At 67.9% G+C, this 23,911-nt stretch carries 21 protein-coding genes; 13 read left to right on the top strand and 8 right to left on the bottom strand.

The annotated features are described in order from the left end of the window. Window position 1: 1 nt before the first annotated feature. From ACSFCA_RS00855 to def, 4 genes are all read left to right on the top strand, one after another. Entirely contained in the window at window positions 2-1,108 is a 1,107-nt protein-coding gene (locus tag ACSFCA_RS00855; protein ID WP_258354551.1) for a cell division protein ZipA C-terminal FtsZ-binding domain-containing protein, read from the top strand. A 26-nt stretch (window positions 1,109-1,134) separates the two neighbouring features. After that, entirely contained in the window at window positions 1,135-3,234 is a 2,100-nt protein-coding gene (ligA, locus tag ACSFCA_RS00850) for an NAD-dependent DNA ligase LigA (RefSeq protein ID WP_435458311.1), read from the top strand. 120 nt (window positions 3,235-3,354) lie between these two features. Beyond that, window positions 3,355-3,792: a hypothetical protein gene (locus tag ACSFCA_RS00845; RefSeq protein ID WP_435458310.1), complete on the top strand. Its 438-nt coding sequence runs from the start codon at window positions 3,355-3,357 to the stop codon at window positions 3,790-3,792. Window positions 3,793-3,836: 44 nt separating this feature from the next. Beyond that, on the top strand, window positions 3,837-4,376 hold the full coding sequence (gene def / locus ACSFCA_RS00840; RefSeq protein ID WP_435458309.1) for a peptide deformylase: 540 nt from the start codon (window positions 3,837-3,839) through the stop codon (window positions 4,374-4,376). Between the two features lie 10 nt (window positions 4,377-4,386). Here def and ACSFCA_RS00835 read toward each other — a convergent pair whose 3' ends face one another. Continuing rightward, a complete protein-coding gene (locus ACSFCA_RS00835) occupies window positions 4,387-4,782 on the bottom strand; it encodes a DoxX family protein (RefSeq protein WP_093073981.1) in 396 nt (131 codons plus the stop codon). Window positions 4,783-4,949: 167 nt separating this feature from the next. Here ACSFCA_RS00835 and ACSFCA_RS00830 point away from each other — a divergent pair, with 167 nt between their 5' ends. The 4 genes from ACSFCA_RS00830 (at window position 4,950) to ACSFCA_RS00815 (ending at window position 9,654) form a co-directional block, all read left to right on the top strand. After that, on the top strand, window positions 4,950-5,984 hold the full coding sequence (locus ACSFCA_RS00830) for an amino acid ABC transporter substrate-binding protein (RefSeq protein ID WP_435458308.1): 1,035 nt from the start codon (window positions 4,950-4,952) through the stop codon (window positions 5,982-5,984). Then, entirely contained in the window at window positions 5,981-6,970 is a 990-nt protein-coding gene (locus ACSFCA_RS00825; RefSeq protein ID WP_435458307.1) for an amino acid ABC transporter permease, read from the top strand. The genes ACSFCA_RS00830 and ACSFCA_RS00825 overlap by 4 nt, the downstream gene beginning before the upstream one ends. Beyond that, window positions 6,967-8,022 carry an amino acid ABC transporter permease gene (locus ACSFCA_RS00820; protein WP_435458306.1) on the top strand — a complete coding sequence of 352 codons (1,056 nt, stop codon included), beginning with the start codon at window positions 6,967-6,969 and terminating at the stop codon, window positions 8,020-8,022. Before ACSFCA_RS00825 ends, ACSFCA_RS00820 begins: the two co-directional genes overlap by 4 nt. 270 nt (window positions 8,023-8,292) lie before the next feature. Then, entirely contained in the window at window positions 8,293-9,654 is a 1,362-nt protein-coding gene (locus tag ACSFCA_RS00815) for a homoserine dehydrogenase (protein WP_435458305.1), read from the top strand. Here the strand turns inward: ACSFCA_RS00815 and ACSFCA_RS00810 are convergent, their stop codons facing one another. Next, window positions 9,655-11,127, bottom strand: coding sequence for a sodium:solute symporter family protein (locus ACSFCA_RS00810; RefSeq protein WP_258354559.1), 1,473 nt, complete (start codon window positions 11,125-11,127; stop codon window positions 9,655-9,657). It abuts the gene before it with no gap. Next, on the bottom strand, window positions 11,124-11,429 hold the full coding sequence (locus tag ACSFCA_RS00805) for a DUF3311 domain-containing protein (RefSeq protein WP_258354560.1): 306 nt from the start codon (window positions 11,427-11,429) through the stop codon (window positions 11,124-11,126). Before ACSFCA_RS00805 ends, ACSFCA_RS00810 begins: the two co-directional genes overlap by 4 nt. 205 nt (window positions 11,430-11,634) lie before the next feature. Here ACSFCA_RS00805 and ACSFCA_RS00800 point away from each other — a divergent pair, with 205 nt between their 5' ends. The 3 genes from ACSFCA_RS00800 to ACSFCA_RS00790 are packed head-to-tail and all read left to right on the top strand — an operon-like array spanning window position 11,635 to window position 13,608. Continuing rightward, the gene (locus ACSFCA_RS00800; protein WP_093056923.1) at window positions 11,635-12,171 is read left to right on the top strand and encodes a cupin domain-containing protein; all 537 of its coding nucleotides are present in this window, start codon (window positions 11,635-11,637) and stop codon (window positions 12,169-12,171) included. A 16-nt stretch (window positions 12,172-12,187) separates the two neighbouring features. After that, window positions 12,188-12,541, top strand: coding sequence for a TIGR04076 family protein (locus tag ACSFCA_RS00795; RefSeq protein ID WP_258354561.1), 354 nt, complete (start codon window positions 12,188-12,190; stop codon window positions 12,539-12,541). After that, window positions 12,538-13,608 carry an aldo/keto reductase gene (locus tag ACSFCA_RS00790; RefSeq protein WP_435458304.1) on the top strand — a complete coding sequence of 357 codons (1,071 nt, stop codon included), beginning with the start codon at window positions 12,538-12,540 and terminating at the stop codon, window positions 13,606-13,608. The genes ACSFCA_RS00795 and ACSFCA_RS00790 overlap by 4 nt, the downstream gene beginning before the upstream one ends. Here the strand turns inward: ACSFCA_RS00790 and ACSFCA_RS00785 are convergent. Genes ACSFCA_RS00785 through ACSFCA_RS00775 form a run of 3 tightly spaced genes read right to left on the bottom strand, consistent with a single transcriptional unit; the run spans window position 13,574 to window position 16,318 of the window. Next, window positions 13,574-13,984, bottom strand: coding sequence for a PPC domain-containing DNA-binding protein (locus ACSFCA_RS00785; protein WP_435458303.1), 411 nt, complete (start codon window positions 13,982-13,984; stop codon window positions 13,574-13,576). The two genes, ACSFCA_RS00790 and ACSFCA_RS00785, sit on opposite strands and share 35 nt — an antisense overlap. A 4-nt stretch (window positions 13,985-13,988) precedes the next feature. Next, window positions 13,989-15,644: a phosphoglucomutase (alpha-D-glucose-1,6-bisphosphate-dependent) gene (gene pgm, locus ACSFCA_RS00780; protein WP_435458302.1), complete on the bottom strand. Its 1,656-nt coding sequence runs from the start codon at window positions 15,642-15,644 to the stop codon at window positions 13,989-13,991. After that, window positions 15,641-16,318, bottom strand: coding sequence for an HAD family hydrolase (locus ACSFCA_RS00775; RefSeq protein WP_435458301.1), 678 nt, complete (start codon window positions 16,316-16,318; stop codon window positions 15,641-15,643). Before ACSFCA_RS00775 ends, pgm begins: the two co-directional genes overlap by 4 nt. Before the next feature lie 206 nt (window positions 16,319-16,524). Here ACSFCA_RS00775 and ACSFCA_RS00770 point away from each other — a divergent pair, with 206 nt between their 5' ends. Together ACSFCA_RS00770 and ACSFCA_RS00765 are read left to right on the top strand one after the other, a co-directional pair. Beyond that, window positions 16,525-16,869 carry a hypothetical protein gene (locus tag ACSFCA_RS00770; protein ID WP_093173357.1) on the top strand — a complete coding sequence of 115 codons (345 nt, stop codon included), beginning with the start codon at window positions 16,525-16,527 and terminating at the stop codon, window positions 16,867-16,869. A gap of 118 nt (window positions 16,870-16,987) precedes the next feature. Next, window positions 16,988-18,352, top strand: a complete 1,365-nt coding sequence (locus tag ACSFCA_RS00765) for a putative bifunctional diguanylate cyclase/phosphodiesterase (protein WP_258354566.1) — start codon at window positions 16,988-16,990, stop codon at window positions 18,350-18,352. Between the two features lie 19 nt (window positions 18,353-18,371). Here the strand turns inward: ACSFCA_RS00765 and ACSFCA_RS00760 are convergent, their stop codons facing one another. Together ACSFCA_RS00760 and bcsZ are read right to left on the bottom strand one after the other, a co-directional pair. After that, entirely contained in the window at window positions 18,372-22,676 is a 4,305-nt protein-coding gene (locus tag ACSFCA_RS00760; protein WP_435458300.1) for a cellulose biosynthesis protein BcsC, read from the bottom strand. Next, window positions 22,652-23,905: a cellulose synthase complex periplasmic endoglucanase BcsZ gene (bcsZ, locus tag ACSFCA_RS00755; RefSeq protein WP_435458299.1), complete on the bottom strand. Its 1,254-nt coding sequence runs from the start codon at window positions 23,903-23,905 to the stop codon at window positions 22,652-22,654. Before bcsZ ends, ACSFCA_RS00760 begins: the two co-directional genes overlap by 25 nt. Between the last annotated feature and the right edge of the window lie 6 nt (window positions 23,906-23,911).

The raw sequence follows: 23,911 nt of genomic DNA, 5'->3' as shown, positions 1-23,911 counted from the left end.
CATGAGCAACCTCACTCTCGCCCTGGCAATCTTCGGCGGCCTCGTTCTCGCGGCCGTCGTGGGCTACGAGGCCATGATGTCGCGCCGCAATGCACCGCGGCAGCCCGATGCGGTCGACCTCGCGCTGGCCGATGCAGAGCGCGCAATGTCGGGCTCGCCCGACGGCGCGGAGCCGATGCTGCACGTCGACCCGTACCAGGTGCAGCAGGGCGCCGATCGCCACGAGCCTTTATTCGACCCCGACCTGCCGGCGCCCAGCGGCGTGCCCGTACCGACCGGCGAGCGCCGCGGCGGGCTCGATCCGCTGATCGACGTGATCGCGCCGATCTCGCTCGACGGGCTCGCGTCCGGTGACGCCGCCATTGCCGCCATGCCGTCGACGCGGCGCGCCGGTAGCAAGCCAGTGGCCATCGAGGGCCTGAACGAACACAACGGGCAGTGGGAGCCGCCCGTGCCCGGGCAGCGTTACAGCGCCTTCCAGGTCGGCGTGCAGCTGGCCAACCGCACGGGCGCGCTCAACGAAATCGAGTACTCCGAATTCGTGGTCAAGGCGCAGGCATTTGCCGACGCGGTCAACGGCGCGCCCGAGTTCCCCGAGATGCTCGACGAAGTGGCACGCGCCCGCGAGCTCGACCAGTTCGCCAGCGCGCACGACGCGCAGCTGGGCTTTGTTCTGCGCGCATTGCATGCGGCCTGGAGCCCGGGCTATGTGCAGCAGAACGCGGCGCGGCTCGGCTTCGTGGCCGGCATCATTCCGGGGCGCATGGTGCTGCCGACCAGCGAAGTTGGTTTGCCGCCGGTCCTCGGGCTGGCCTTCGACACGCAGGCTGCGCTGGCCGACGACCCAGCCCAATCGGCCATTCGCGAACTCAGCCTGAGCCTCGATGTGCCGCAGGTCGATCGCGGCGAAGAGCCGTTCCGCCGCATGCGCGAAGCCGCCGCCACGCTGGCGCGCGAAATGGACGGCGTGGTCACCGACAGCGACGGCCAACTGCTGCGCGACGAGACGATGGACGTGATCGGCGCTGACCTCGAGCAGCTCTACGACACGCTCGATGCGCGCGACCTCGCTGCGGGTTCTCCGCTGGCGCGACGCCTCTTCAGCTAACAACTCCGACCTTCGGGAGACACCCCATGACGACGCGCGACGAAGCGGCACGCGAAGCCGCCGCACTGAGCGAACAGCTCCACCGGCACGCCCACCTCTACTACGTGCTCGACACGCCCGAACTGCCGGACGCGGAGTACGACAAGCTCTTCCAGCGCCTGCAGGCCATCGAGGCCGAGTACCCCGACCTGCGCACGCCCGATTCGCCGACGCAGCGCGTGGGCGGCAAGGTGCTCGACGGTTTCGTCAAGGTGCGCCACAAGGTGCCGATGCTGTCGATCCGCACCGAGACCGACATCACGCCCGGCGGCGCGAGCGCCTTCGATGCGCGCGTGCGAAAGGAGCTGGGCTTGCCCGAGGACGGGCCGCAGGTCAGCTATGTCTGCGAGCTGAAGTTCGACGGCCTCGCCATGAACCTGCGCTACGAGAACGGCGTGCTCGTGCAGGCCGCCACGCGCGGCGACGGCGAGGTGGGCGAAGAGGTCACGCAGAACATCCGCACCGTGCGCGAGATTCCCTTGCGGCTCAACGGCACGGCGCCGCCCGTGGTCGAGGTGCGCGGCGAGGTCTACATGAAGCGTGCCGATTTCGATGCGCTCAACGAGCGCCAGCGCCAGAAGATCGCGGGTGGGCAGAAGAACGAGAAGGTGTTCGTCAATCCGCGCAATGCGGCAGCCGGCGCGGTGCGTCAGCTCGACCCGGCGATTGCCGCGGCGCGGCCCCTGAGCTTCTTTGCCTATGGGCTGGGCGAAGTCACGCCGGCGGCCGAAGGCGGGCCCGACTGTCCGACGCAGTTCGACTGGCTGCAGCAGTTTCATGCGTGGGGCTTTCCAGTGGCAACGCAGACGGCGCGGGCTACGGGTGCTATTGAACTCATAGCGTTTCACGAAAACATCGGCCGCCAGCGCGATGCCTTGCCCTACGACATCGACGGCGTTGTCTACAAGGTCGACAGCATCGAGCTGCAGCGGCAGCTGGGCTTTGTCTCGCGCGAGCCGCGCTGGGCCGTGGCTCACAAGTACCCGGCCCAGGAGCAACTGACCGAAGTGGTCGGCATCGAGATCCAGGTTGGGCGTACAGGCAAGCTCACGCCGGTGGCCAAGCTCGCGCCGGTGTTCGTCGGCGGCGTGACCGTGACCAACGCCACGCTGCACAACGAAGACGAAGCGCGCCGCAAGGACGTGCGCGTGGGCGACACGGTGATCGTGCGCCGCGCGGGCGATGTGATTCCCGAAGTGGTTGGCGTGGTGCCCGAAAGCCTCGCAAAACCAGAGGGCGAGCGCGGCCCGCAGTTCACCATGCCGCACAAATGCCCCGTGTGCGACTCGGAAGCCGTACGCGAGGAGGGTGAGGTCGACTACCGCTGCACTGGCGGCTTGTTCTGCGCTGCGCAGCGCAAGGAAGCCATCCTGCACTTCGCGGCGCGGCGCGCGGTCGATGTCGATGGGCTGGGCGACAAGCTGGTCGAACAGCTTGTCGACGCCAACCTGATCCGCACCTTGCCCGATCTCTACAAGCTGGGCTTCACCACGCTGGCCGGGCTGGAGCGCATGGCCGAGAAGTCGGCGAAAAACCTTGTCGATGCGCTCGAAGCCTCGAAAAAGACCACGCTGCCGCGCTTCCTGTTCGGCCTGGGCATCCGCCACGTGGGCGAGACCACTGCGAAGGACCTGGCCAAGCACTTCGGCAAGCTGGACGCGATCATGGACGCGACCGAGGAGCAACTGCTCGAAGTGAACGACGTCGGCCCGGTGGTGGCGCAAAGCCTGCGCACCTTCTTCGACCAGCCGCACAACCGCGAGGTGGTCGAGCAACTGCGAGCCTGTGGCTTGACGTGGGAAGAGGGCGAGCCCGCCGCGCGCGCTCCGAAGCCTTTGGCGGGCCTGACCTTCGTCATCACCGGCACCCTTCCTACGCTGAGCCGCGACGAAGCGAAGGATAAATTGGAGGCGGCCGGTGCCAAGGTTTCCGGCTCCGTCAGCAAGAAAACCCATTACCTCGTGGCCGGGGAAGAGGCCGGGAGCAAGCTCGACAAGGCACGTGAGAACGGCGTCGAGATCATCGACGAGGCGCGTATGCTGGAGATACTCGCCAACGGTGTCCCGGCAGAAGACGCGGGCGAGTGAGCGGGAAAACGTGACGGCAGATCCTCTTTACCGGCCGTTACGCGACTTCATCGCAGCGCAGTCAACAGGGTCTACAACCTGGCGTTGAAAGCTAATTGAAGGCCACAAGGAGAGTCCCTCATGCAAAAAATTCGAGTTCTCGGTGCCTGTGTTGCACTCGGCGGCGTTGCGCTGCTGAGTGGCTGCGTGGGCGTGCCCGGCGATCCCTACTATGGCGGCGGAGGCTATTCGTCGGGGCCTTACTACAGTGAGCCAGCGCCCGTGGTCGTTGCGCCCGCGCCGGTCTACATCAACGGTGGCGGCTACTACGAACGACGCCCGAACTACTACTACGACAGGCCCTACTACGGCCGTCCGGGTTATCCGGTGCGGCCTGCCTATCCCGGCGTGCGTCCAACGGCCCCGCCGGCCTGGGGCGGCGGAGGTCGTCCTTCCGCCGTGGTCCCGGCGCGGCCCGGTGGTGTGCCGGGCATCACGCCCACGCAGCCGCAGCAGATGCCGCGAGGGCCTGCGCGGTTGTGGACCTCGCCGGACTCCAAGACGCAAACCCCTCCCTGACCCCACCAGGGGCGAGCGCGCGAGGCTGTCGCGATAATCCCGCCATGGCCATCCGCGAAATCCTCAAGATGGGCGACCCCCGGCTGCTGCGTATCGCGCAGCCGGTCGCCGCCTTCGACACCGACGAGCTGCACCTGCTGGTGCGCGACATGTTCGAGACCATGCATGCGGTCAATGGCGCCGGCCTTGCCGCGCCGCAGATCGGCGTGGACCAGCAGTTAGTGATCTTCGGCACCGATGTCGTGAACCCCCGTTATCCCGACGCTCCCCCGGTGCCGCGCACCGTGCTGCTCAATCCCGTCATCGCCCCGCTGAACGACGAGGAAGAAGAGGGCTGGGAAGGGTGCCTGTCAGTGCCTGGCCTGCGCGGCGTGGTGCCGCGCTTCGCCAACATCCGCTATACCGGGTTCGACCCGTACGGCGACCCGATCGACCGGGTCGCCACTGGCTTTCATGCGCGCGTGGTGCAGCATGAAGTCGATCACCTGCTGGGCAAGCTGTACCCGATGCGGGTGCGCGATTTCTCGCGCTTCGGCTACACCGAGGTCCTGTTCCCAGGTCTCGATGCAGCCGATGACGATTGATCGAACCTGATCAGTTGTATTTGCTGCTGAGCGCGAAGCGGCCACCGCCCATGAAGGCAAGAGCAAGCGCCGCGAACAGGAACATGCCTTGCAGTTCCAGCGCCCAGCCGCCTTGCTTGCCGAGCGAGGTCAGGTCCTTCATGTGGACCAGCGCGAACGCCACCAGCATGTTGATGACCACGATCCACGCCGCAGGACGCGTGTAGAGGCCGATGATCAGCAGCACGGGCGCCACCACCTCGCCGATGTAGACCAGATAGGCCAGTGCGCCCGGTAGCCCGTGCTGGGCCAGCATGCCGGAGATGAAGCCGACGCCGCCTTGCAGCTTGGCGATGCCGTGCAGCAGGATCAGGACGCCAAGCGAAACGCGCAGGATGAACTTGCCGGTGTCGTCGGATTTGACCATTTGTGTGGATTCCATTGGAGTGGTTGATTGGAGGGCCGTATGGTAGTGAACCTGCGACGCTTCGAGCCAGCTTTTGCGGCGCATATGCATCCAACCCGGAGTTCTTTGGCAGAGTCTGGTGTCGGCCCGTACACTGCCTTTTGCCTACTGTTGAGGAGAACACACCAATGAACAATCGATTCCGCCCGGCGTTGCTTGCAGCCGCTTCCGTCATCGCACTGGCCGCTGCTGCGCCAGCCTTCGCCGGCAAGACGCTCGACGCGGTCAAGCAGCGCGGCACCGTCAAGTGCGGCGTGACCAACGGCGTGGCGGGCTTTTCCGCGCCAGACACGCAGGGCAACTGGTCGGGCCTCGACGTCGACACCTGCCGTGCCATTGCGGCGGCCGTGCTCGGCGACGGCAAGAAGGTCGACTTCGTGCCGCTCAACTCGCAGCAGCGCTTCTCGGCCCTGCAGGCCGGCGAAATCGACATCCTCGCGCGCAACACCACCTGGACGCTCACGCGCGACGCCTCGCTGGGCTTCAACTTCACCACCATCACCTACTACGACGGCCAGGGCTTCCTGGTGCCGAAAAAGCTCAAGGTGACAAGCGCCAAGCAGCTCAAGAACGCGACCATCTGCACGCAGTCGGGCACCACCAACGAGAAGAACGTCTCCGACTACTTCCGTGCCCAGAACATCCCGGTGAAGACGGTCGTCTTCGAGAGCTTCGAAGCCTCGTTCAAGGCCTTCTTCTCGGGCCGCTGCCAGGCCTTCACGACCGACGCCTCGGCGCTGGCCGGCCTGCGCAACAAGGAAGCGCCGAACCCCGACGACTACGTCATCCTGCCCGAGCTGATCTCCAAGGAGCCGCTCGCGCCCCTGGTGCGTCGTGGCGACGACGAGTGGTTCGCCATTGCCAAGTGGGTGCCCAACGCGCTCATCGAGGCCGAGGAATTCGGCGTGACGCAGGCCAATGCCGATGAGCTCAAGGCCAGCAGCAAGGACCCGGGGCAGCAGCGCCTGGTCGGCACCGGCGAAGACCTCGGCAAGCTGCTGGGCCTCGACAAGGACTGGTCGTTCCGCGCAATCAAGGCTGTGGGTAACTACGGCGAGATGTTCGAGCGCAACGTTGGACCGAAGTCGGTGCTGAAGCTGCCGCGTGGCTCCAACAACCTCTGGAGCAAGGGCGGTCTGATCTACGCACCCCCGGTTCGATGAACGGCGGGGCCTCGCGCCGCGGGGTCTGGCTGGCGTGGGCCGTCCAGGCACTGCTGGTGCTGGCCGTGGTGGCCGGCGCAGTCTGGGTGGTTCACCATGCGCTCGAGGTGCTTCGTGCGCGCGGGGTTCGCTCGGGCTTTGACTTTCTCACTGAGCCCGCGGGCTTTTCCATCAGCGAAGGCTGGCTCGACTTCGATGCCAGCCAGCCGTTCTGGCGCGCCTTTCTCGCGGGCCTGATCAACACGGTGCGCGCGGCCGTGCCGGCCGCCATCTTCTCGGTCGTGCTCGGCACGCTGATCGGCATCGGACGGCTCGCGCCGCACGTGCTGCTGCGCGGCATCTGCACCGCGTACGTCGAACTGCTGCGCAACGTGCCGCTGCTGGTGCAATTGCTGATGCTGGCCTTTGCCATGGCCAACCTGCTGCCCGACCCGACCGAGCCGCTGCGGCTGCTGCCGGGCGTGTGGCTCAGCAAGGGCGGGCTCAGCGTGCCGTGGCCCATGGTGGGCGAGGGCGGTCTGCATTTCGAGTTTCCCGAGCGCGGTGACTTCGGCGTGAGCGGTGGCGCGGCGCTGAGCCCCGAGTACGTGACCATCGTCGCGGGCCTGAGCTTCTATTCGGCCGCCTTCGTGGCTGAGATCGTGCGCGCGGGCATCCTGTCAGTGTCGCAAGGACAGGTGCTGGCGGGGCAGGCGCTGGGGCTGTCGCCGGGGCAGCAGCTGCGCATCGTCGTGCTGCCGCAGGCGCTGCGGGTGATCGTGCCTTCGCTCACCAACCAGCTGTTGAGCCTCACCAAGAATTCGTCGCTGGCGGTGGCTGTGGGCTATCCGGAGCTGGTGTCGGTGGCCAACACCACCATCGGCTCCAACGGCCGCGCCTTCGAGTGCATCGCGATCATCATGGCGGTCTACCTGCTGCTGTCGCTGCTGATTTCCTTCGGCATGAATCGCTACAACGCGCGCGTTGCATTGCGAGGCTGGCGATGAGGAACGTTGCACAAGGCCCCATTGCATGGCGCAGTGAACTCTGGGGTTCGCCGCTGCGCTCGCTGGCCACGGTGATGTTGCTGGCCCTGCTGGCGTGGGGCGGCTTCCACGTCGTCGAATGGGGCATCGTGCATGCGGTGTTCCGGGCTGACGCCGAGGCTTGCCGCGCGGTGCAGCATGGCGCGTGCTGGGGCGTGGTGGCCGAGAAATGGCGGCCGATGCTTTTCGGGCGCTTTCCATATGAAGAGCAGTGGCGTCCGGCCATCGCGGTGGTCGTGCTGTCTGCTGTCACGATGCTCAGCGCCTGGCCGCGCAGCTGGCGCTGGTGGCTGGTGCCGCTGTGGGCTGCTGCATTGCTGCTGTTCGTGCTGTTGATGCGCGGTGGCGTGCTCGGCCTGGAACATGTGCCGACGAGCCGCTGGGGCGGCCTGCCGCTGACCATCGGGCTGGCGGTGGTGGGGCTGGCGCTGGCCTTTCCGCTGGCCTTGCTGCTGGCGCTGGGGCGCCGCTCGGGCTGGCCCGTGGTGCGCACGCTGAGCGCGAGCTATATCGAGCTGGTGCGCGGCGTGCCGCTGATCTCGGTGCTGTTCATGGCCTCGTTCCTGCTGCCGCTGCTGTGGCCGGCCGGATGGCAGCCCGACGTGCTGGTGCGGGTGCTCGCGGGCCTCGTGCTGTTCGTGGCCGCCTATCTGGCGGAAATCATCCGCGGTGGCCTGCAGGCCGTGCCGCGCGAGCAGACCGAAGTGGCCATGGCGCTGGGCTTCGGCCGCTGGCCGGTGCAGCGCGACATCGTGCTGCCGCAGGCGCTGCGCCTCGTCGTGCCCGCGCTCACCAACAGCGTGGTCGGCACGCTGAAAGACACCTCGCTCGTCACCGTGGTCGGCCTGTTCGAGCTGACCGGCGCGCTCGGGCTGGCGCTCGGCGGCGACCCGACATGGCGGCCGTTCTACCTCGAGGGCTATCTCTTCATCGCCGCGGTGTACTGGGTGCTGTGCTTCGGGCTCTCGCGCTACAGCGTGTGGCTCGAAAAACGGCTGTCGGCCGCTCCCTGAGCCAAGCGCCGCCGGGCTCCTGTACACTCCGGGCCTTCATGTCGAGCCACAACTCCCACCCCGCATCCAACGCAGCCCTGATGGCTCGCATGATGCCGCCTGCCTCCGCGCAGGCGATGGTTGTTGCTCGAATGATTACCACCATTACCACCGCGGTCACCTGACACGCGCAGGTGGCCGTTCCGGCAGCCACCTGGTGTATCGCTCTCTCCCCGAACGAATGAACCCAGCTCTGGCAGCTGGGTTTTGTTTTTTCGTCTGGAGATGTCCATGTACCGCGATCCTGTTGAATCCTTAGAGCCCCTGCACAGCCGCCCCGCGGCCATTCGTACCCTGCGCGTGGGGATGATCGGCATCGGTACCGTGGGCTCTGGCACCTTCCGCGTGCTGGCGCGCAACCGGGCCGACATCGCGGCGCGGGCCGGCCGTTCAATCGAGCTCGTGATCGTCGCCGCGCGCAACCTGGCGCGGGCCGCCGGCATCGTGGGAGAGGGCGTTCCGCTCACGGCCGACGCGATGCATGTGGCCACGCACCCCGATGTCGACGTGGTGGTGGAAGTGGCAGGCGGCACAGGCCTGGCGCGCGACTGGGTGCTGGCCGCCATCGCGCACGGCAAGCACGTGGTGACGGCCAACAAGGCCCTGTTGGCAGTGCACGGCACCGAGATCTTCGCCGCCGCGCGGGAGAAAGGCGTGGTCGTCGCCTACGAGGGGGCAGTGGCCGTGAGCATCCCCATCATCAAGGCACTGCGCGAAGGCCTTGCGGCCAACCGCATCGAATGGGTGGCGGGCATCATCAACGGCACCACCAACTTCATCCTGAGCAAGATGCGCGACGAGGGTCTCGACTTCGCCGCCGCGCTCGCGCAAGCACAGGCGCTGGGCTATGCGGAAGCCGACCCGACCTTCGACATCGAAGGCATCGACGCCGCCCACAAGCTGACCCTGCTCGCCGCCAATGCTTTCGGCATGCCGCTGCGCTTTGCCGATGCGCAGGTGGAGGGCATCACCGCCCTGCAGGGTGTGGACGTGGCGTGTGCCGAACAGCTCGGCTACCGCATCAAGCTGCTGGGCGTGGCGCGGCGGCAAGCATCTGGCGTCGAACTTCGCGTGCAGCCTGCGCTAGTACCCGCAGACCACCTGATGGCGCATGTGAAGGGCTCGATGAACGCCGTCATGGTCAAGAGCGATGCGGCTGGCCTCACGATGTACTACGGCGCGGGCGCCGGCTCGGAGCAAACGGCTTCGGCCGTGATCGCCGACCTCGTGGACGTGGCGCGGCTGGACGGCGTCGACGCCGTGCAGCACGTGCCGCACCTGGGCGTCCACGCGCATGCGACGAATGCCTTGTCGGTGCTGCCGCGTGCGGCTGTCGATACATCGCACTACCTGCGTGTGCCGGTGCATGCGGTCGGCCAGATCCAGGCGGTCACGGCCTGTCTAGCCGCGCAGAAGGTGCCCGTGCGGCAGGTCGCGCTGGCGGCCGAATGCTCCGGCACCGGGCCGCAGGTGCTGGTGCTGACCGGGCCTGTAGTGCAGGGCACGCTCGATCTCGCCGTGCACGCGCTCCAGGCGCGGACCGAAGTGGCCGGCCCGGTGGTCACGCTGCGCGTGGAAGCGTTGGAAGGCTGATCAGGCCGCCCGGATCTGCAACCCCAGCGCGACCGCATCGCGCTGCGGCGCCCGGGTGGCCAGGCTCACCACCACGACCACGGCCGCATTGATCGCCATTGCAATCAGCCCCGCCTCCCACTGCGGCACCGCGGTCGCCCAGAACTTCGCAGCGAACGGTGCCAGCAGCGCGACGAAGCCCGCGACCAGACCGGCCAGCACGCCGACCGCGCTCGTGCGCTTCCAGAGGAACCCGAGGAACACACCCGGCGCGAGCATGCCGATGGCCGAATAGGCGTCGAGCAAGATCTTCACCAGCGAGCCCTTCTGGCTGATCGACAGCCACACCGCAATCGCCGCGAACACCACCAGCGAGCCGCGCGAGAGGGCCAGCGACCCGCGCTCGCCCAGCCCCGGGCGAAACGGCCGCACCACGTTGCGCGTGAAGATTGAGCCCGCCGTCAGCAGCAGCAGCGAGCCCGGCGCCAGCGCCAGCAAAAAGCCCGTGCCCGCCAGCAGCCCGACCGTCCAGGCCGGGTAGCGGTCCGACACGAACTGCAGCAGGGCCGCGTTCAGGTTGCCGCCCGGCGGCTGCGTGTTCGCCAGAAGCGCCGCGAAGCCGAGCAGGATGATGAAAAAGTAGGCCAGCGAATACAGCGGCTGCCAGATCGCGTTGCGCCGGATCGCGGTGGCGCTGTGCGCCGTGTACGACATCTGGAACAGGTGCGGAAAGACCCAGTTGCCCAGCGCGATGTTGATGGCCGAGGTCATGAGCCAGATCGCCGTGGTGGGCGAGGTGGCGTCGAGCCCCGGGAACTTGCCGATGCCCGGGTGCTTGGCTTCCGCCATCGAGAACAGGTCCATCAGCGAGGCTGCTCCGACCTTGCTGGCCACCGTCACGCTGAGCAGCACCACGACGACGACCATCAGGATGTCTTTCACGCCGGCCGCGAAGGCGGCGGAGCGCACACCGGCCGCGAACACGAAGGCGATCATCAGCACGCCCGCGCCGATGGTCGCGGCTTCGCTCGAGATGCTGTTGCCCAGCGTGAGCTGCACGATCAGCCCGAGGCTGACGAGCTGGATCTGCACGTACACGACCAGCGACGCGATGCCCACCAGGCCCGTCAGCACGCCGAGCCAGGGTGCGTCGTAGCGCGCGGCGAAGAAGTCCGATTGCGTGAGCAGCCCGCGCAGCCGTCCCGCGCGCCAGATCTTCGGCATCAGCCAGTAGCCGACCGCGTAACTCATCGAGACGGAGCAGAACGCGAGGTACGCGGGCGCTCCCAGTGCCCAGGCGTAGCCCGAGATGCCGAGCACCGCGAAGGTCGTGTAGACCTCGCCCGCATTCATGAACCAGAACACGAGCGTGCCGAGGCTGCGGCCGCCCACGGCCCAGTCGGCAAAGCTCTTGCCGTGGCGCGTGCGGCGGCCGTAGGCCATGGCGCCTGCCACCGTGGCCAGCAGGATGGCGAGGACGATTGCGAGTTTCATGCCGCGCCGTCCTTGTCGTTCTTGCCAGCGTCTTCGGCCTTCAGGCTCCTGTCGAGGAAGTCGGCCTCTTCGGCCTCGACGCCGGCCCGGGCGTCGAGCCTGAAGACGATCGCGATCACCACGCTCGTGAGCACGATGCCCGCCATCTGCCAGAACATGGGAAAGGGCATGCCGAAGGGCCTGGCCGCGATGTCGTTCACCGCCGGCGCGAGGCAGGCCTGCCAGACGAAGGGGAAGACCAGCAACCATCGATGGCCGAGGCGGGGTGAATCGCTGCTGCGCGCGGGAGGGGTGTCGACCATCTCTCTGCTCCTGTAAAGTGATACTGCACAAAAACTGGCTGGAGTGTGCAATCGGATTGTCGAAAAGCGCAAGCTGGATTTCAGCTACTACCCGAGAAAATACCAATGCACAAATGTGACGCGAGTGCACCATTGACGTGCAGCCACACAGCACATACCATCGCCATCCAATGAAGCCACACTGCACAGACAACGGAGCGACCGGATGATCGGCGAGCGATTGAAAGAGCTGCGGACCGTGCGCGGCCTGTCCTTGCGCGAGCTCGCAGCCCAGGCCGGTGTGTCGGCCACGCTGCTCAGCCAGATCGAGCGCTCGGTCACCGACCCGAGCCTCGAAACCATGCGCCGGCTGGCCGGCGTGTTCGGCGAATCGGTCTCGTCGCTGTTCTCCGAGCCCGCGCCGCCCTCGGTGTGGATCAGCCGTCCGGGCGAACGCTCGCTGCTCACTGCGCCCAAGGGGCAGGTCGGATACGAGCGCCTGACGGCCGGCAACGGCCAGCTCGAAGTGCTGCGCGCCGTGCTCCAGCCGGGTCAGGTGTCGGCGGACGAACCGCGCGGCCACGCATCGACTGAGTGCGTGTACGTGGTCGCGGGCGCGCTGGTGGCGCAGATCGCGGGCGTCGACTACCCGGTGCTGGCGGGCGAGAGCATCTCGTTCGACTCGCGCCTGCCGCATCGCTATCTGAACCAGTCGCAGGCGCCGACCGAAATCATCCTGTCGGTGACGCCGCCCAACCCCTGAACACGCGAGGCCCACGATGACCCCCGACCCCAGTTTCACGCTCCACGACCTGCGCGTCGAAGTCGTCGCGCCGGAAGGCGCCCGCATCTACTGCGGTGCCAAGGTCGGCGACTATTTCGAGCTGCGCGGCGAGATGCTGCATCTGCCCGAGGGGCAGGGCTTCTCGATTTATTCGCTGGGCGCCTTGCTGCCGCTGCTGGCCGCCAAGCAGCGGCCCACCGACGCGAACGACTGGATGAGCACCGACGCCGAGGTGGCCTGCCCCGACCCGAATTGCCCCTCGCGCTTTCGCATCACCCGCATGGGGCTGCGCACTTTTCGCCACGCCGACACCACGGCGGTTGTCCATCCATCGAACGAGTCTTCATGAATCCCTCGCAGCATTCGCACCATCGCATCGAGCTCGCGCCCGGCTATGAAATTTCCCGCCTGCTGAAGGGCGGATGGCAACTGGCCGGCGGCCACGGCGACGTGGATCAGGCAGGTGCCATCGCCGACATGGCGGCCTACTATGACGCCGGCATCACCACCTTCGATTGCGCCGACATCTACACCGGCGTGGAAGAAATGATCGGCGAGTTCCGCGCCGACTACCTGCAGCGCCACGGCCGCGACAGCCTTTCGCAGCTGCGCGTGCACACCAAGTTCGTGCCCGACCTCGCCCTCCTGCCGAGCATCGACAAGCGCCAGGTCGAGCAGATCATCGATCGCTCGCTGAAGCGCCTGCGCATGGAGCGGCTCGACCTCGTGCAGTTCCACTGGTGGGACTACGGCGTGCCGCGCTATCTCGAGGTTGCGCACTGGCTCCTGGAACTGCAGCGCGCCGGCAAGATCGACCGCGTGGGCGGCACCAATTTCGACACGGCGCATGTGCGTGAACTGGCCGACGCCGGCGTGCCGCTCTTCAGCATGCAGGTGCAGTATTCGCTGCTCGACCAGCGTCCCTTGCCGCTGATGACGCCGTACTGCGAGCAATCAGGCATGAAGCTGCTGTGCTACGGCAGCGTGGCTGGCGGCTTCCTCTCGGAGCGCTGGCTCGGCGTGAGCGATCCGGGCCAGTCGTTCGAGAACCGCTCGCTGGTCAAGTACAAGCTCATCATCGACGACTTCGGCGGCTGGGACCTGTTCCAGCAACTGCTGGCGCGGCTCAAGCAGATCGCGCTGCGGCATGGCGTGTCGATTTCGACCGTGGCGATGCGCTGGGTGCTGCAGCAGCCGTCCGTCGCGGCCGTGATCGTCGGCGTGCGGCGCGGCGACCACCTGGCGGACCACCTGAAGGTGCTCGACCTGCAACTCGACGCGGCCGACCTCGCGTCGCTTGATGCAGTGCTCTCGCAACGCAACGCGCCGAGCGGCGATGTCTACGCCGTAGAGCGCGACCTCGAAGGCCGCCATGGCCGGATCATGAAGTACGACCTGAACGACAAACCGCACTGAGTTCGGCGTAGCCGGTGAGCGGGTCGTGCGTGCGCGCGAACTGCCAGTCGGGCAGCACGGCGATGAGGATTTCTGCCGTGGTGCGCACCGAGCATCCGGGCGCTGCATGGCCGCCGAAGACTCGGCCTTCTGCATTCGACACGCTGACGTGAAGATGCGAGCCGTCCGGCGAGAGGCTGCCTGCCAGCGTGAGGATTTCCAGGTCGCCTTCGATGCGCGATGCGTTCTCCGCGCCCGCAAAGCGGATGCTCGCGCCGCTCAGGCTGCCGATGCCCGAGACCACGAACGCAGCCTCGGCACCGCCTTGCTTCAACGCCGAGTCGAGCGAGGCGCGCAGGTCGTCGCCCGGGTTCAGCCGCAGCACCAGCGTCTGCATGCGTTCAGGCTCCCGAGAGCGCCCCGTCCACCACCTGCTGCGCCTCTTCGAGGATGCGCGCGAGGTGTTCCTTGCCCTTGAAGCTCTCGCCGTAGATCTTGTAGATGTTCTCCGTGCCCGAGGGCCGCGCGGCGAACCAGCCGTTGTCGGTCACGACCTTCACGCCGCCGATGGCCGCGCCGTTGCCCGGCGCATGGCTCAGCACATTGACGATCTTGTCGCCCGCCAGCTCGGTCGAACGGATCTGTTCCGGCGACAGGCTCGACAGCCGCTTCTTCTGCTCGACGGTGGCTGCTGCATCCACGCGGTCTGACACCGGCTGGCCCAGCGCCTGCGTCAGCTCGGCGTAGCGTTCGCCCGGGTCGCGCCCGGTGCGCGCGGCGATCTCGGCCGAGAGCAGGGCGGGCACCAGGCCGTCCTTGTCGGTGGTCCACACCGAGCCGTCCTTGCGCAGGAAGGTCGCGCCCGCGCTTTCCTCGCCGCCGAAGGCCAGCGACGCATCGACCAGCCCGTCGACGAACCACTTGAAGCCCACCGGCACCTCGTACAGCCTGCGGCCGAGCCGTGCGGTGACGCGGTCGATCATCTGGCTGCTCACCACCGTCTTGCCGACCGCTGCCTGCGCCGGCCATTGCGGGCGGTGCGTGTAGAGGTAGTCGATCATCACCGCGAGGTAGCTGTTGGGTTGCATCAGCCCTGTGCTGCCCGAGACGATGCCGTGGCGGTCGTGGTCGGTGTCGCAGGCGAAGGCGATGCCGAAGCGGTCCTTCAGTTCGATCAGCTTGTGCATGGCGTCGGGCGACGACGGGTCCATGCGGATGCGACCGTCCCAGTCGAGCGACATGAAGCGGAAGGTCGGGTCGACCTCCTGGCTCAGCACGTTCAGGCGCGTGAGCTTGTAGCGCTCGGCAATCGCGGGCCAGTAGCGCACACCCGCGCCGCCCAGCGGATCGACACCCAGGTCGAGGTTCACGTCGCGGATCGCGTCCATGTCGAGCACTTGCGCCAGGTCTTCGACGTAGGTGTTCAGGTAGTCGTGCCGGTGCGTGGTCGATGCGCGCAGCGCCTGCGGGAGCGGCATGCGCTTCACGCCTTCGAGCTTGTTCGCCAGCATCTTGTTGGCGGCCGCCTCAACGGCGGAGGTGATGTCGGTGCCGGCCGGCCCACCGTTCGGCGGGTTGTACTTGAAGCCGCCGCTCTCGGGCGGGTTGTGCGAGGGCGTGATGACGATGCCATCGGCCAGACCGCTTGTGCGCCCACGGTTGTAGACCAGGATGGCGTGCGACACGGCCGGCGTCGGCGTGTATTCGTCGTTCTTCGAGATCATCAGCTCGACGCCGTTGGCCGCGAGCACCTCGACAGCGCTGCTGAAGGCAGGCGTCGACAGCGCATGCGTGTCGATGCCGAGGAAGAGCGGACCGTCGATGCCTTTCTGCTTGCGGTAGTCGCAGATGGCCTGGCTGATCGCCAGCACGTGCCATTCGTTGAATGCATCGTCGAAGGAGGAGCCGCGATGCCCCGAGGTGCCGAAGGCCACGCGCTGGCTGGCCACCGACGGATCGGGCCGACCGGTGTAGTAGGCCGAGATCAGGCGCGGCACGTTGACCAGCAGTTCGAGAGGGGCGGGCTTTCCCGCGAGAGGGTTGGTTGCTTGGCTCATGTCGATGGAAAGTCAAAGTTGATCAGGTCGCCGATGCGTTCGACGGTGATGTCGGCAGGGGCGTAGGCGGCAATGGCCTGCTCATCAAGTGCATAGTGCCCTTGCCGCACGAAGACCGTCGTCAGACGAGGCCCCCAGATGGCCTTCATGGCCGAAAGAATGCGCAGCTTGTCGTCGACCATCACGTAGTGCTGGGCGGGGTGGCACTGCTCGATGGTGTCGAGCATCTGCTCCTTGTGCACGTAGATCAGCACGCGGCCCTCGGTGGCGTCCCACAGGCCCGAACGCTGCACCTTGCGCGGCTGGAACACCACGTCGCCGTCAGACAGGATCACCGTGGGCCCGTGGCGGCGCAGATGTTTCAGGGCTTCCAGCGCGCCGGGGTAGAGCCGGTCGGCAAAGGGGTAGTCGATGAGAAAGCTCGACATCAGCAGCAGCCGCGAATCGCTCATGCCGCGGCGGCTCTCTTCGGCGCGGTAGCGCTGCAGGGCGCCGAGGTAGTCGACGTAGCCGAGCTCGCTGCGCAATTGCTCGAAGGCCACCCAGTAGCGGCCGGCGCTTTCGGCGCCGAAGGCCTGCTCGAGATGGGCGCGAAGATCGGCCACGACGCGGTCGTTGTCGAGCAGGGTGTTGTCGACGTCGATCAGGAAGACGGTGGCGTGAGGAGGTGTCATGGGTGTGCGGCCAAAGTGCCTGAACTGGAGCCCGAACTGCGCGTGTCGCGGCCAGCATACGCCCTGAATGGCCCCGAATGCGACGCCAGACAGCCGTCGCGTGAATTGGTTGCCGCTTTGCGGACCATTGACTTAATCCCTGCCACGGGAGTGGCCCCGGAGTCGAATAAGCTTCCGCCCAGATTGAAGAAGAAGGAGCAAGACAGATGCGCATCACGAACGGTCGACTCCGGGCCGGCTTGCCGGCTGTGGCCCTGGGCCTTTTGCTGGCTGGCTGCCAGACGCCCCCGGCCGACCGGCCCCTGACATCGGAAGTGCCTGAACCCCCGAGCTTCGTCACACCGCCGGAAACCTGTCAGGCCACGGCCGTGCGTTTCGGCCTGGGGTTGCGCATCAGCCAGCAACTGCTGGAAGAAATGCGCCAGCGCTCCGGCGCCCGCGTGGCACGCACCGTGCTGGCCACCGAAGCCGCCGACCCGGCGCAAGACATGACGCGGCTCAACGTGCAGGTCGAGCCCACCGGACGCGTGGTGGGCGCCTATTGCGGCTAGCCATACTGTATGCACGAGTGTTGTTCGTACACCTCGTCTGTAACAAAATCTCACTGCAAGGTGTGGAACGGCCCGGATTGGGAGAACAATAGCCCGCGACTTTCGGAGCCCCAGTCTTTTGTCGAACCAGCAACCCACAGTCTCCTTGCCGTCGTACTACGACGGGTCGGCACGTCTTCCGCCGGATGAAGTGCTGCGCCCGTTGATGGCCGACTGGGCCCGCGCCGGCAAACGCCTGGCTGCCGTCTGCTACATCGACGTCGACCGCTTTGCCGAGCTGAACGATCACCTCGGCATGGTCGCCGGCAATGCGGCCCTTGAAGAGGTGGCTCGCCGCATCAAGGCCCAGCTGCCGCGCGAGAGCGTGATGGCCCGTGTGGGCGGCGACGAGTTCGCGGCCCTGTTCGCCGGTATCGGAACCTCGCAGTGCACCCAGGTGCTCGAGCGCATCCAGGCCTCGCTCGGCGAGCCCTGGAGCTGGCGCGACCAGACAGCCAGCATCGGCGCGAGCATCGGCGCCATGATGCTCGACAGCAACGGCCCGCCACCAGAGACAGCCCTGCGCCAGGCGCAGCACGCGGCCTTCTTCGCCAAGCGCGCGGCCGACGGCAAGGTGCATTACTTCGACGCGCCCCAGGCGCGCGCCGATGAACAGGTGGTGCGCGAGCGCCAGCGCATCCAGGAAGGCCTGCTGCAGGGCGAGTTCTTCCTGGTCTACCAGCCCAAGGTCGACATGCGGCGCGGCGTGGTGGCCGGTGTCGAGGCGCTGATCCGCTGGCAGCACCCCGAGCGCGGCCTGCTGCCGCCGGCGCAGTTCGTGCCGCTGATCGAAGACGACCAGCTGGTCGAGCAGGTGGGCGACTGGGCCATTGCCACGGCCCTGTGGCAGGCGCACCAGTGGCGCCTGGCGGGCCTGCAGATTTCGGTGAGCGTGAACGTGGCACCGCGCCACATGATGCGCTGGGACTTCGTCGAACGGCTCGCGCGGCACCTGGCGCAGTTTCCGAAGATGGGCGTGGGCATGCTCGAGCTCGAAATCCTCGAGACCACGGCGATCAGCCAGTTTGCGAACGTCGCGTTGTTCGTCGAGGCCTGCAAGATGCTGGGCGTGGGCGTCACCATCGACGACTTCGGCACCGGGTACTCGTCGCTCACCTACCTGCGGCAGTTGCCGGTGTCGACCGTGAAGATCGACCAGTCCTTCGTGCGCGGCATGCTCGACAACGACCAGGACCGCGCCATCGTGCAGGGCATCGTCGCGCTGCTCCACGCGCTCGGCCTCACGGCCGTGGCCGAGGGGGTGGAAACGGTGAAGCAGGGCGAAGCGCTGCTTGCGCTGGGCTGCACGCTGGGCCAGGGCTACGGCATCGCGATGCCGATGGCGGCCAAGGACATCGTGCAATGGGTGGCGCAGTATGAGAGCGCCCCGCTGTGGGGCAAGGACGAACGGCCCGGCGTGGCGGCGTTGCCCGACGTCGCCTAGCTCACGGACCCTGCCGGAATCAGAGCAACGGCGTATAGGGCGAGGTCATGGGTTTCAGCGTGGTGCCGCTTCCGCCGTCATACCCAGGCGCTCCGATGCTGCTCGAGCCGCCGAACACATAGCGCAGATAGATGCTGCTCGTGAACTGCCGGTAGTTCTGTGCGTTGTTGAAGCCCAGCGCGCCGCCCAGGAACATCTTCGGCGCCAGCTGGTACTCGAGCACCGCAGCCAGGTTGTAGGCAAGGCCGGTCTTGGAGCTGCTGGCATACATGTTGTTGTATGCCGCGCTGCTCAGGCCCAGCGCCAGCGCCTGTGCGGCCGCGCTAGACGCCGCGCTGTTGCGCGACGGATCCGTAGGGAAGTAAGGCGATGTCTTCTGGGTGAACGACTGCACCCCGAGCGACGCGTTCACGCGCCACGAGAGCCGGTCGCTGCGGCCGGTCCAGTCGACAGGGAAGGCCACGCTCACGAAGCTCTGCGGGCTGAAGTAGCCGCCCTGGCCGAATGTGTAGTAGCTGAGGTTCTTCTCGTAGCCCATCAGCCCGATGTTCATGCCCAGAGTGAGCTTGGAGCCGGGGCTGTTGATCAGGTGCAGGTACGCGCCGCCGCCGGTTTCCACGCGCGAGTTGCTGGCCACGTTCTTGCCGGTGATGCCGTGCGCCGCCAGGTAGCTGTACACGCCGTAGGTGCCGTCGTCGTAGCCGATGTCGCCGCGCACGCCGGTGGCGACCACGCCGCCCCAGCGCTCGTTGGTGCGCTCGTCCTTCGCGCCCGCGAACGACAGCACGCTGTCGGTCACAGCGCGGCGGGAGATGTCGGCCTTGTAGTTCCAGGAGTCGCCGAAGCTTCCCTTGAACGTGACGTTGCCGACCAAGTTGGTGGTGGGAAAGCCCAGCGGCGTGGTGCCGATGCCGGCATCGAGGTTCTTGCCTTCGTAGCCCACGTTCAGGCCGACGCCGGACGCGTTCTGCTGGCCAGGCGATGCGCCGGTGGTCAGTGCTTTGAGGGCCGCCGCGGGGCCGCCGCCGAAGCGGCTGCCCGTTGCGTAGTCGCTGGCGGGCGTGCCGGCGTCGAGCACCGTGGGCGTCACGCCCACGACGATCTTGCCTTCGCCGACCGGGAAGCGCGCCTGCACCGGCAACTGGAAATCGGAGAGCCGGCTCAGGCCGGCCTCGCCCGCGCGGTTGCGGTAGACCGTGCCTGCCGTGAGGCTCACCGCGCGCTGCGCCTCCAGTTCCTGCAGCTCCGAGGTCAGCGTGTTGGCAGGCGCGGTGCGCAGCGGTGCATTCCAGCTCGGCTCGGTGCGCGGTGTGTTGGCCTGCGCATAGGCGGCGTTGGCCTGCGGATAGACCGGATAGCCGCCAGGTTGACCGGGTTGAGGCTGCGCCTGCGGAATGTAGACCGGCGCAACCTGCTGCATGCCTGGCACCGGATACTGCGGTAAGGGCTGCATCGATGGTGCAGCGTAGGCCGAGGCTTGCGGCACGTTGTTGTTCGGGTTGTTGCGCGCGTTGCGCGTCGACGCCTTGGCCGTCGACTGGCGGCCCTTGGCATCCGATGCGGCGGGCGCCGTCGAATTCCAGGGCAGGGCACCTGGCGGGTAGGCCTGCGCGCCTGCCGCGGGGTAAGCGGGATACCCTGCCGCCGGATAAGCCCCGGCGACCGGTGCCGCCGGATAACCCACCGGCTGCATGCGCGCCTGCGCGAACGGGTTGCCGTTGGCGGGTGGATAGCCCGCGGGCACGGCTGCGCCCGGCGCGCCGCCGGTCATGCCGGCGAACGGATTGGCAGCGGGCATCTGCTGCACGGGCACGCCGCCCGGCGCGAAACCGCCAGAGGCGACCTGCCGTTCGGCGTCCACCGCGGCACGAAGGTACTGCTCGGCCTTGCGGCTGTCACCCGCGTTGCGGTAGACGCGGCCGGCTGCCGCGAGCACGCGCGACTGGTCGGGCGCCTGCTTCAGCGCGGCCATCACGTAGTTCTCGGCCTCGCTGTGTTCGCGCCGCGCGCTGGCGCTGGCGGCGGCGGCGAGCAGGGTGTCGAGGTCGGTCGGGTTGCGTTGCAGGATGCGCTGGTACAGCGCCAGCGCCTGGCCTTCGTCTCGCGCCGCCGAATACAGGCGTGCCAGTGCGGCCATCGCCTGCGGGTCGTTCGGCCGCTCGGCGAGCACCGGCGCCATGGCGTTGTAGGCAGCCTCGAGGTTGCCGGCTTCGCGCAGGGCGTCGGTCTGGCGCAGCGCGAAGGCCACGCGCAGGTTGTCGAAGTCGTTGCGCTGGGCGGCCGTCATGTTGGCGCTCGCCAGTTGACGCAGCGTGGCCGACAGCTCGATGTCCTGCCTGGTCTTGAGCAGCACCGACGCATACAGCAGCCGGTCGCCGATGCTCGGGCTCGGCGTGCGTGCCAGCAGCTGGCGGCTCATGGAAAGGGCGCGCGGCGCATCGCCGATCTCGGCGTAGGCGCCCGCGAGCTGGCCCCACAGTTCGGCCGGCATGTCGGCGCTGAGCGCCGCCTCGGTCTGCGCGAGCACGCCGCGCGCCGCGTCGACCTGGCCCTGGCGGGCCAGTGCCAGCGCGCGCGCAGCCTGCGACTGCGCCCACAGGCGGCGTTGCAGCGCGGCCATGTCGCGTGTGCGCGAGCCGGCAGGAATGCGTTCGAGGTACTGGATGCCCGCCGCCGCATCGCCGGTCTCGGAGGCGAGCAGGGCGCTGGCGTACAGCGCGTCGGGCATGTCGGGTTGCGACATCAGCAGCCCTTCCATCACGCCGCGCGCCTCGGACACCAGGCCTTGCCTGCGATAGATGTTGGCCAGGTCCAGCCGCACCCACGGGCTGTCGGGCGCGGCGAGCATCGCATCTTCGAGCGTGCGCTGCGCGCCGGTGGCATCGCCGGCCTCGGCCTGCTGGCGGGCGCGGTTGCGCGCCTGCTCGACCTGGATGTCGCGCAGGCCGCCGAGTTGGGTGGCCTGTTCGGGCGTGAGGCGGCGGGACAGGGCCAGCGCCTCGTCGGGGCGGCCCGTCTGGCCGTACAGCGAGATCAGGCCGCGCAGCGCCTGCGTGTTCTGCGGCCTGCTCTCGAGCACGCGCTTGTAGCCCTGCTCGGCCTGGGCGTAGTCGCCGGCGGCGGCGCGCAGGTCGGCCAGCGCGTTCTGGCCCACGGGCTCGCGCGGGTCGATGCGCACGGCGCGCTCGTAGAGAGCCTGCGCACCGCGCGTGTCGTTCCTGGCTTGCGCGGCGCGGGCCTGTCCGACCAGCGCCCAGTAGGTGGCGCTTTGCAGTGCCGAACTCCATTTGCCGCCGCCGCCGCGCGCTGCTCGCTCCAGCAGCTCCTGTGCCTCGGCAAAGCGCTCCTGGCGCAGCCGCACGAGGCCCAGGCCGCCCAGCGCCTCGGTGTCGTCCGCCTTGGCGCGCAGCGCCTGCTGGAAGCGCTGCTCGGCGGTGTTCGCGTCACCGCGGTCCAGTGCCTTGAAGCCTTCGCCCACGGGCACGTCGGGTGAATTGGCCGCCGCCGTCTTGGCGGTGGTGAGCGTTTCAAGCCGTGCGGCCACGGCAGCGTCGGTCTGGTTGTTGCCCAGATAGTCCTGGTAGAGAGGAACGTCGGGCTGGCGCGCGTCCAGCCAGATCAGTGCCTGGCGCCAGGCCGCGCGCGCGGCGCCGGCCACGGCGGGCTGCTTCGTCAGCTCGGCCAGTTCGCGGATGCCTGCACGGCGCGTGGCTTCGCTGTAGGTTTTCTGCTGGGCCAATGCAAGACGGTAGCCGGCGTTCTCCGGGTGGTCCTTCACCAGCTGCTCCAGGCCCTTGCGGCCCTCGTCGGCGCCTTGCGGCGTGCTGGCCAGCACCTGGTAGTACTCAAGCGCCAGCGCTTCGGGCGGCGGGCGGTTGTCGAACTGGCTGCGGTACAGCTCCACCGCCTCGGCGGAGCGGCCGGCACGCGCTGCGGCGCGGGCGCGCTGCAGCGTGCTTTGCTGGCCGGCCGGTTGCTGCGACTGCTGTTGCAGGCGGGCAATGCGGGCGTCGTTCGGGTTTGCGGTGCGCAGCCGCGCGATCCAGCTGCGCGCCGCTTCGGAATTGCCGCGCGAGAGCTCGACCTGCGCCATGCCGTACATCGCATCGGTCGATTGCGGCTGAACGCTCAGCAGCTTCTTCCAGCTTTCCTCGGCAAGGTCGGCGCGGCCCTGGGCCTGCCAGTAGTTGCCCTGTTCGGTCAGCGCCGCGCTGGCGTCGGCCTGTGCATGCGCGGGGTTGGCGGTGCACAGCACGGCGAGCATGCCCAGGCAGGCCATCGGTGCGAGACGCTTCGGCTTCAAGCCGGTCGATTGGAACGGCATAGCGTCCTCCATGAGGTTTGCAGCTGGCCATTGCGACCGAATTCGTACCGGCCGTCGAGCCAGGCCTGGCCGAAAAGCAACAGGCACTGTTCGTAATAAGGCAAGGGCGCCACGGGCGGTGCGGCGCGGCCACCCGGCACGCGGGCGACCTGGGCGGCCAGCGCGTCGGTGGCGCCCAGCGCCTTGAGGTAAGGCAGCATCGCACCCGAAAAACCGAGCGGCGCCATGCCGCGCACAGCGCCGCTCGTGGTGTCGACGTACTCGGGCACCGGCTGGTGGTCGGCCAGCAATTGGCCCGGGCCACGCAGGCTCAGCAGCAGCATCTTGCGCGCCGGGTCCTTGTCGGACAGCATGCCCGCCCAGAGATAGACGCGGATCGCGTCATAGCTGCCGGCAGCGCCCTTCTGCGGATCGGCCACGAAGCCGCGCGAATCCTGCGACCAGGCACACCAGTCGGGCGCGAAGCCCTTCGGCGTGACGGCGCCGAACATGCGCAGCGTGTTCTCGGTGACCTCGCTCCACGGACCGGTCGGGTCGGCCTGCTGGAAGTAGCGCAGCAGCTGCAGCGGCATGTAGCTCGGGTTGAGCCGCCATAGCGGCCCGCCGGCCGCCGACTTGGGCCACGGCAGCAGCATGCGGCCGAGCCCGGGCACGGCGATGACTTCGTCGCGCACCGCCAGCGCCAGCAGGCTGCGGCCGAGTGCGCGGTAGTTGGCGTCGTTCCACAGCCGGCCGGCTTCCATCAGCGCATAGGCGATCCAGAGGTCGGCGTCCGACGCGGCATTGGGGTCGAGCACGCCCCAGCCGCCCTCGGGCTTGCGGCCCCATTGCCAGGCCGGCAGTTGTTTGGCCAGGCTGCCACCCGCGAGGTTGGCTTCGGTCCATGCCAGCACGCGCGCGAAAGTGGCGCGGTCGTTGTGCACCAGCGCGAAGAACATGCCGTAGGACTGGCCTTCGGAAGTCGATTGCTGCTGCGGCGTGTTGAAGTCGATCACCCGGCCGTCGGGCTGGATGTGGCGCGCGGCGAAGGCGGCCCAGTCGGTCGCGGGGTGGCACGTGTCGGCAGGGGCAGCGGCGGCGGATGCGGAAGCCGCGGGCGCTTGGGCCGGTGCGGTCGCCGGTGCCGCTGTCACGAGCTTCGGCAGCGCCAGCGCGAGGCCGGCCGCACGCAGAAGGGCGCGCCTGCCCGAAAGGCGGTCGTGGGAAGGCGTGATGGGCGAACGTTGCATGGGCTC

Origin of the sequence: Variovorax multivorans (assembly GCF_051216835.1) — a bacterium.
In the GTDB taxonomy this organism is placed as follows: Bacteria; Pseudomonadota; Gammaproteobacteria; order Burkholderiales; family Burkholderiaceae_C; genus Variovorax.
Note: the sequence above shows the minus strand (reverse complement) of the source record. Positions and strands in the feature narration are given on the sequence as shown.

Excerpts from the sequence above, each read along its gene's own strand:
- ACSFCA_RS00855 (WP_258354551.1), top strand. The coding sequence starts at position 2 with ATGAGCAACCTCACTCTCGCCCTGGCAATCTTCGGCGGCCTCGTTCTC.
- ligA (WP_435458311.1), top strand. The coding sequence starts at position 1,135 with ATGACGACGCGCGACGAAGCGGCACGCGAAGCCGCCGCACTGAGCGAA.
- ACSFCA_RS00845 (WP_435458310.1), top strand. The coding sequence starts at position 3,355 with ATGCAAAAAATTCGAGTTCTCGGTGCCTGTGTTGCACTCGGCGGCGTT.
- def (WP_435458309.1), top strand. The coding sequence starts at position 3,837 with ATGGCCATCCGCGAAATCCTCAAGATGGGCGACCCCCGGCTGCTGCGT.
- ACSFCA_RS00835 (WP_093073981.1), bottom strand. The coding sequence starts at position 4,782 with ATGGTCAAATCCGACGACACCGGCAAGTTCATCCTGCGCGTTTCGCTT.
- ACSFCA_RS00830 (WP_435458308.1), top strand. The coding sequence starts at position 4,950 with ATGAACAATCGATTCCGCCCGGCGTTGCTTGCAGCCGCTTCCGTCATC.
- ACSFCA_RS00825 (WP_435458307.1), top strand. The coding sequence starts at position 5,981 with ATGAACGGCGGGGCCTCGCGCCGCGGGGTCTGGCTGGCGTGGGCCGTC.
- ACSFCA_RS00820 (WP_435458306.1), top strand. The coding sequence starts at position 6,967 with ATGAGGAACGTTGCACAAGGCCCCATTGCATGGCGCAGTGAACTCTGG.
- ACSFCA_RS00815 (WP_435458305.1), top strand. The coding sequence starts at position 8,293 with ATGTACCGCGATCCTGTTGAATCCTTAGAGCCCCTGCACAGCCGCCCC.
- ACSFCA_RS00810 (WP_258354559.1), bottom strand. The coding sequence starts at position 11,127 with ATGAAACTCGCAATCGTCCTCGCCATCCTGCTGGCCACGGTGGCAGGC.
- ACSFCA_RS00805 (WP_258354560.1), bottom strand. The coding sequence starts at position 11,429 with ATGGTCGACACCCCTCCCGCGCGCAGCAGCGATTCACCCCGCCTCGGC.
- ACSFCA_RS00800 (WP_093056923.1), top strand. The coding sequence starts at position 11,635 with ATGATCGGCGAGCGATTGAAAGAGCTGCGGACCGTGCGCGGCCTGTCC.
- ACSFCA_RS00795 (WP_258354561.1), top strand. The coding sequence starts at position 12,188 with ATGACCCCCGACCCCAGTTTCACGCTCCACGACCTGCGCGTCGAAGTC.
- ACSFCA_RS00790 (WP_435458304.1), top strand. The coding sequence starts at position 12,538 with ATGAATCCCTCGCAGCATTCGCACCATCGCATCGAGCTCGCGCCCGGC.
- ACSFCA_RS00785 (WP_435458303.1), bottom strand. The coding sequence starts at position 13,984 with ATGCAGACGCTGGTGCTGCGGCTGAACCCGGGCGACGACCTGCGCGCC.
- pgm (WP_435458302.1), bottom strand. The coding sequence starts at position 15,644 with ATGAGCCAAGCAACCAACCCTCTCGCGGGAAAGCCCGCCCCTCTCGAA.
- ACSFCA_RS00775 (WP_435458301.1), bottom strand. The coding sequence starts at position 16,318 with ATGACACCTCCTCACGCCACCGTCTTCCTGATCGACGTCGACAACACC.
- ACSFCA_RS00770 (WP_093173357.1), top strand. The coding sequence starts at position 16,525 with ATGCGCATCACGAACGGTCGACTCCGGGCCGGCTTGCCGGCTGTGGCC.
- ACSFCA_RS00760 (WP_435458300.1), bottom strand. The coding sequence starts at position 22,676 with ATGCCGTTCCAATCGACCGGCTTGAAGCCGAAGCGTCTCGCACCGATG.
- bcsZ (WP_435458299.1), bottom strand. The coding sequence starts at position 23,905 with ATGCAACGTTCGCCCATCACGCCTTCCCACGACCGCCTTTCGGGCAGG.